The sequence below is a fragment of the Pseudomonas protegens genome (assembly GCF_003732485.1).
Lineage (GTDB): Bacteria > Pseudomonadota > Gammaproteobacteria > Pseudomonadales > Pseudomonadaceae > Aquipseudomonas > Aquipseudomonas protegens_B.
The window spans coordinates 90561-95015 of the sequence record NZ_MOAK01000015.1; the positions used below are offsets into that span (position 1 = coordinate 90561).

Sequence of the window (4455 nt, forward strand, 5' to 3'; positions counted from 1 at the left end):
AGGCTGCGAACGGCTTGGGCGGCATTCCGACGCAGCAGACGCAGCGATTCCACGGGCGCTGGAGGTCCGACGGCAGATCGCCGGGCAAGGTCCTGCGGACCTTTGCGCAGCTTCGCGGGCTCGGCAGCGGCTACGGCAATCTCGGGGTGCGTGTTGCGGGGGGCCTTGCGTTACTATGGCCGTCCACGTTTTCAGGAAGCTGCCCGGATGAGCAAACCCGGTCAAACGGTGCTGGTCGCGCTGCGCAAGATGATCGCCTCGGGCGAGTTGGCGGCAGGCGAGCGCTTGATGGAAGTGCCCACCGCCGAGCTGTTCGGGGTGTCACGCATGCCGGTGCGCATGGCCTTTCGCACCCTGGAGCAGGAAGGCCTGCTGGTGCGGTTCGGCGGTCGCGGGTTTCAGGTGCGCTCGGTGAGCGCCGAAGACATCGCCGGGGCGGTGGAGGTGCGCGGGGTGCTGGAAGGCCTGGCGGCGCGCCAGACCGCCGAGCGCGGGCTGTCGGCCGAGGGCCGGGCGATTCTCGAACGCTGCCTGGTCGAGGGCGATGCGCTGTTCGACAAGGGCTATGTCAACGAAGAGGACCTGGAGCTCTATCACGACCTCAACATGCGTTTTCACCAGGTGATCGTGGCGGGCAGCGGCAACCCGGCGATCGCCGATGCCCTGGCGCGCAACGACCACCTGCCGTTCGCCTCGGTCACCGCCCTGGCAGTAGACCGCCAGGACATGGCCCGGGAATACCGGCGCTTCAACTATGCCCACATGCAGCATCACTCGATATTCGATGCCCTGGTCAATGGCCAGGGCGCGCGGGCCGAGGCCCTGATGCGCGAGCATGCCAACGCCACCTTGCGCTATGCCGAGATCTTCGGCTCGGCCGTGGCCGACGAGCGCATGAGGCTGATCCTGCGCCCGCAGTGAGGCTCTACAGATCCAGCACCAGCAGCGGGCTCCTGGCCCGGGAACAGCAGGGCGTGAACTGATCGTTGCGCGCCTGCTCGTCCTCGGTGAGGAACAGGTCGCGGTGCTCCGGTACTCCTTCCAGCACCCGGGTCAGGCAGGTGCCGCAGATCCCTTGCTCGCAGGAAATCGGCACTTCGATGCCCTGGTCCTGCAGCACCTGGACCACGCTGCGATCGGCCGGTACCTGGAACACCTGGCCGCTGCTGGCCAGCTTCACCGCGAAGCTGGCGTCGGCGCTGTGGTCGATGGGCGCAGCGCTGAAATATTCGCGGTGCAGGCATTGCTCCTTCCAGCCCTGGGCCCGGGCACTGTCCAGCACGTGTTGCATGAAGCCACCGGGACCGCAGACATACAGGTGCACGTCGTCCCGGGGCCCGGCCAGGGCCTGGGCGATATCCAGGGCGGTGTCCGGTTGTTCGTCGAAATGCAGGCTCACCCGCTCGGCAAAGGGCGAGGCCTGCAAGCGCTGGACGAAGGCTGCGCGCTGGGCCGAACGGGCGCAGTAGTGCAGCTGGAAATCCGCGCCGCTGTGGGCCAGCTGTTCGGCCATGCTGAGGAGCGGGGTAATGCCGATGCCGCCGGCGAACAGCAGGCTGCGCCGTGCTGCGTGCTCCAGGGCAAAGAGGTTGCGTGGCTCGCTGATGCGCAGGCGCGTGCCCACCTCCAGTTGCTGGTGCAGGCTGCTGGAGCCACCGCGGGAGGCAGGGTCCTTGAGCACGCCGATCAGGTAGCGGTGGCGCTCTGCGGGGTGGTTGCACAGGGAGTATTGGCGCACCAGGCCGTTGGCCAGATGCACGTCGATATGGGCGCCGGCGCTGAAGGCGGGCAGGGGGCTTGCGTCGGCCGCGGCCAGTTCGAAGCTGCAGATGTCCAGGGCTTCGTCGTGGCGCGCGGCCACCAGTACGTCGATCATCATCGGTCCTCGCCGGTGGCCGCATCCGGGCCGCCAGCCTGTCGGGTTCGGGGGGTTAACGGCTTGTGGCGATCAAGGGTTCCCGGGGCTCGCGCTCCAGGGCGATCAGCCGCTCCAGGACCCGGCGCGACTGCACGCCGCCGGCGTCGATATTGAGCTTGAGCAGGTTGCGCTGGGGCTGGGCGAGAAGGTTCTGCTGCTGGCGCTCAAGCATCTCCAGGTCCTCGCTGAAGATCTTGCCCTGGCCTTCGCGGATGCTTTCGGTGAGCGCCCGGTCCTGGGGCTTGAAGTTGCGCGCCATGCCCCAGAAGTACCAGATCGAGGTGTCGCTTTCGGGGGTGATGAAATCCACCACGATGCTCGACGCCTTGTACTGCGCAGGGGCGTCGTAGCCACCGTAGCCGGCATGGGCCACGCCGACTTCGATCAGCACATGGCTGGGCGGGCTGAAGCGGCAGATCTGCCAGCGGTCCACCGGCACGTCGTCGGCCAGCTGGTTGTCGCGCAGGGCCATGCGCCAGAACGGCGGCGGCATGACGTTGTGCATGTGCCGGGCGGTGACCACCTGATCGCCGTCTACCGTGGTCTGCGGTGGCGCCTCGTCGATTTCCTTCTGGCCGATGCTGGAGGCATGCACGTAGGTTTCGTGGGTCAGGTCCATCAGGTTGTCGATCATCAGCCGGTAGTCGCACTGGATGTGGAACAACCCGCCGCCATAGGCCCATTGATCGTTGTCGGCCCATTCCAGGTGATGGATCAGCGCCGGGTCGGCCAGGGCCTGGTCGCCGGGCCAGACCCAGATGAAACCGTAGCGCTCCACCGCGGCGAAGGTCTTGTTGCAGGGGAAGCCGCGCACCCGCTGGCCGGGCATTTCCACGGTCTTGCCGTCGCAGCCCATCACCAGGCCGTGATAGCCGCACACCAGGTTGCCGTTCTCGACATAGCCCAGGGACAGCGGCGCGCCGCGATGGGGGCAGAAATCCTCGACGGCGGCTACCCGACCTTCATGGGCGCGGTAGAACACCATGTGTTCGCCGCAGATCTGCCGGCCCAGGGGCTTGCCCTGCAATTCATCGGGGGTGCAGGCAACGTACCAGGCATTCTTGGGGTACATGACGTCTCTCCAGGCGTTTGTTGTTTTTATTTAATGGATCCATTAAATGATTGCTGCTCTGGGGGTGTCAAACAAATGCGCTGATTTAGTGTTCGATAATCGGTTGCTATAAGGATTTTGGATCCAGTGAAGGAGGTTTATGGATCCATTGTCCGCGCTTCAACGCACAGCGCGCTAAGGGCCGGTGGACAGTTGCGGGGCGAGGCTGGGGGGGGCAGGCCGCAGCGCCAGGGGGGATCTGGCGGCTGCGGTGTCGGGGACGAAGTGGGGGTTGCAGAATCAGCGCCGTTGCAGGCTGTCCTGCAGGCGCTGGATGCCGTCTTCCAGCAAGGCCCGCGGGCAGCCGAAATTCAGGCGCACGAACTGCCCGCAGTCGTCTCCGAATTCCAGCCCGGCGCTGAGGCCGACCTTGGCTTCCTTGAGGAAGTAGCCATGGGGATCGTCCAGCCCCAGCTCGCTGCAGTCCAGCCAGGCCAGGTAGGTGCCTTGTGGTGCGTGCATGCGGATGCCCGGCAAGCGGGTCTGGACCGCGTGCAGCAGGTAGTCACGGTTGTCCTGCAGGTAGCCGAGCAGTGCCTGGAGCCAGGGGCCGCCGTGGGTCAGGGCGGCGTGGGTCGCTTCCAGGCCCAGGGGGCTGACGCTGTCCACCATGCCTGCCCGGGCATTGTTGAAGGCCAGGCGGGTGGCCGGGTCCTGGGCGATGGCGAAGCAGGTCTTCATCCCGGCGATGTTGTAGGCCTTGCTCGCCGACATCAGGGTGATGGTACGCCGGGCGATCTCCGGGCTCAGGGACGCGGTGGGAATATGCCGGCGCCCGTCGAAGCACAGCTCGGCATGGATCTCGTCGGAAATGATCAGTGCGCCCTGGTCCAGGCAGGCGCTGGCCACGGCTTGCAGTTCTTCCCGGGGGAAGACCTTGCCCAAGGGGTTGTGGGGGTTGCTCAGGAGCATGGCGCCAGCACCTTGCAAGGCCTGGCGCAGCGCGTCCATGGGGGTGACATAGGTGCCTTGCTCGGTGAGTTGGAACGGGAGTTCGACCTTGTCCAGGCGCCAGTTGTCCGGGGCCATGCGCAGCGGGCGGTAGTTGGGGGTCTGTACCAGCACTTTTTGCCCGGGCTGGACGAAGGCGTGCAGGGCCATGTTGAACCCGGGCTCGACCCCGGGAAGGAAGATCAACTCGTCGGGTTGCACACGCCAGGCGTACTTGTTCCAGAGGTCGGCGACCACGGCTTCGCGCAGTTCATCCCGAGCCACGCTGTAGCCCAGCAGCGGGTGCTCGAGGCGTTGGTGCAAGGCCTGGAGAATGCCGTCCGCCACGGCAAAGTCCATGTCTGCCACCCACATCGGCAGAACGTCTTCGGGGTAGCGGCTCCACTTGGTGCTGCCGGTGCCTTGGCGCGGATGCAGGGTATCGAAATCGAAGCTCATGAACGGGTCTCGTCGAATCGCATGGGGAGGGTGGGAG

General features: G+C 66.1%; 4 protein-coding genes. 1 reads left to right on the forward strand and 3 read right to left on the reverse strand.

All coding sequences use genetic code 11. From position 1 onward, the window contains the following. The first annotated feature begins 207 nt into the window (after positions 1-207). Entirely contained in the window at positions 208-921 is a 714-nt protein-coding gene (locus tag BLX41_RS01820) for a GntR family transcriptional regulator (RefSeq protein ID WP_011061753.1), read from the forward strand. Between the two features lie 4 nt (positions 922-925). Here BLX41_RS01820 and BLX41_RS01825 read toward each other — a convergent pair whose 3' ends face one another. The 3 genes from BLX41_RS01825 to BLX41_RS01835 all read right to left on the reverse strand — a co-directional run bounded on the left by BLX41_RS01825 (position 926) and on the right by BLX41_RS01835 (position 4418). After that, positions 926-1876 carry a PDR/VanB family oxidoreductase gene (locus BLX41_RS01825; protein ID WP_123723529.1) on the reverse strand — a complete coding sequence of 317 codons (951 nt, stop codon included), beginning with the start codon at positions 1874-1876 and terminating at the stop codon, positions 926-928. 55 nt (positions 1877-1931) lie between these two features. Beyond that, on the reverse strand, positions 1932-2990 hold the full coding sequence (locus BLX41_RS01830) for an aromatic ring-hydroxylating oxygenase subunit alpha (RefSeq protein WP_123723530.1): 1059 nt from the start codon (positions 2988-2990) through the stop codon (positions 1932-1934). A 279-nt stretch (positions 2991-3269) separates the two neighbouring features. Then, on the reverse strand, positions 3270-4418 hold the full coding sequence (locus tag BLX41_RS01835; protein ID WP_123723531.1) for a MalY/PatB family protein: 1149 nt from the start codon (positions 4416-4418) through the stop codon (positions 3270-3272). Positions 4419-4455: the final 37 nt, after the last annotated feature.

Bases quoted from the DNA above. Each gene is read 5' to 3' on its own strand.
- BLX41_RS01820 (WP_011061753.1), top strand. From the start codon at position 208: ATGAGCAAACCCGGTCAAACGGTGCTGGTCGCGCTGCGCAAGATGATC.
- BLX41_RS01825 (WP_123723529.1), bottom strand. From the start codon at position 1,876: ATGATCGACGTACTGGTGGCCGCGCGCCACGACGAAGCCCTGGACATC.
- BLX41_RS01830 (WP_123723530.1), bottom strand. From the start codon at position 2,990: ATGTACCCCAAGAATGCCTGGTACGTTGCCTGCACCCCCGATGAATTG.
- BLX41_RS01835 (WP_123723531.1), bottom strand. From the start codon at position 4,418: ATGAGCTTCGATTTCGATACCCTGCATCCGCGCCAAGGCACCGGCAGC.